This is a genomic window from Brachyspira sp. SAP_772 (genome assembly GCF_009755885.1).
In the GTDB taxonomy this organism is placed as follows: Bacteria; Spirochaetota; Brachyspiria; order Brachyspirales; family Brachyspiraceae; genus Brachyspira.
This window is the reverse complement of record NZ_VYIX01000065.1, coordinates 1-916: the sequence shown is the minus strand read 5'-3', so window position 1 is coordinate 916 and position 916 is coordinate 1. Positions and strand designations below refer to the sequence as shown.

At 34.1% G+C, this 916-nt stretch carries 1 protein-coding gene and 1 pseudogene; both read right to left on the bottom strand.

Annotated elements, in window-relative coordinates:
- Nucleotides 1-45: 45 nt before the first annotated feature.
- Entirely contained in the window at nt 46-765 is a 720-nt protein-coding gene (locus GQX97_RS12590; RefSeq protein ID WP_013244682.1) for a DUF5058 family protein, read from the bottom strand.
- Nucleotides 765-916: pseudogene (locus GQX97_RS15170) on the bottom strand (amidohydrolase); the annotation flags it as partial. The pseudogene GQX97_RS15170 and the gene GQX97_RS12590, both read right to left, overlap by 1 nt.

The following is a 916-nucleotide window of genomic DNA, read 5'->3' as shown; positions in this document are numbered from 1 at the left end:
AACAGGGTCATTCCATAATTTTTGAAATTCTTTATCAGTCATACATTAACCTCCAATAGATATTTTTACAATTAAAGCCACAGCCATACCGACCAGCATTGCAATACCCAAATTGTATTCACGAATTTTAAGTCCAATCTTAGTTTTTGATACAAATTTTACTAATATAAACATAGTTAAAGCAGCAGCCAAAACAGAAGCAGCAGTGTCTATTTTAGGTAAATAACCAGAAGCCAAATTACCAAATACCGCAACCATAGAAGCAGCAGAAAGCAAAGCTAAACCAGCCTGATTACCTCCRGAAATTTTTGTTCTTAATTTCTCTAATTTACTTCCCATAATTGATGCAGATATCAACCAACCGCATCCATTAGCAGCCATAGTAATCCAAGATACAACTAAAGCAACTTCATTATAATCAGGTCCTCCAAACTTTACTCCCATAGCCTCAGCACCAAATTGTGCTCCAGCCATCTCTGTTGTAGCAGCACCAATAATCGAAAGTCTCATCCAGCTCATAGGTGCTCCTATTACAGAAATCATTCCTACCATTACTATGAAACCAGATATAGCAGGTCCTATTGCAGTTATTAAACCAGCTTTAAAAGCTTTTTGGCAAGTCTCACTTGTAATGCCTAAAGTTTTTGCAGTTTTATTAGCAAGTCTTGTATATAATATAGCTTGTATCAAACTTATAAGAACAACAACAGCACATAATGGCCATAGTATTAATTGATTGGCTAATTTCAAAATCTCTTCATTCATTATTTACCTCCTAAATGCTTAATTGCCCATTCGCTCATTAATATACTAGGCTGATATAATTTTGATTCATCTATCTCGAATTTACTATTATGATGAGGAATATTTTTTTCYGTCATAGTAGAGAAGAAAATAAATACGCCAGGCATTTTAT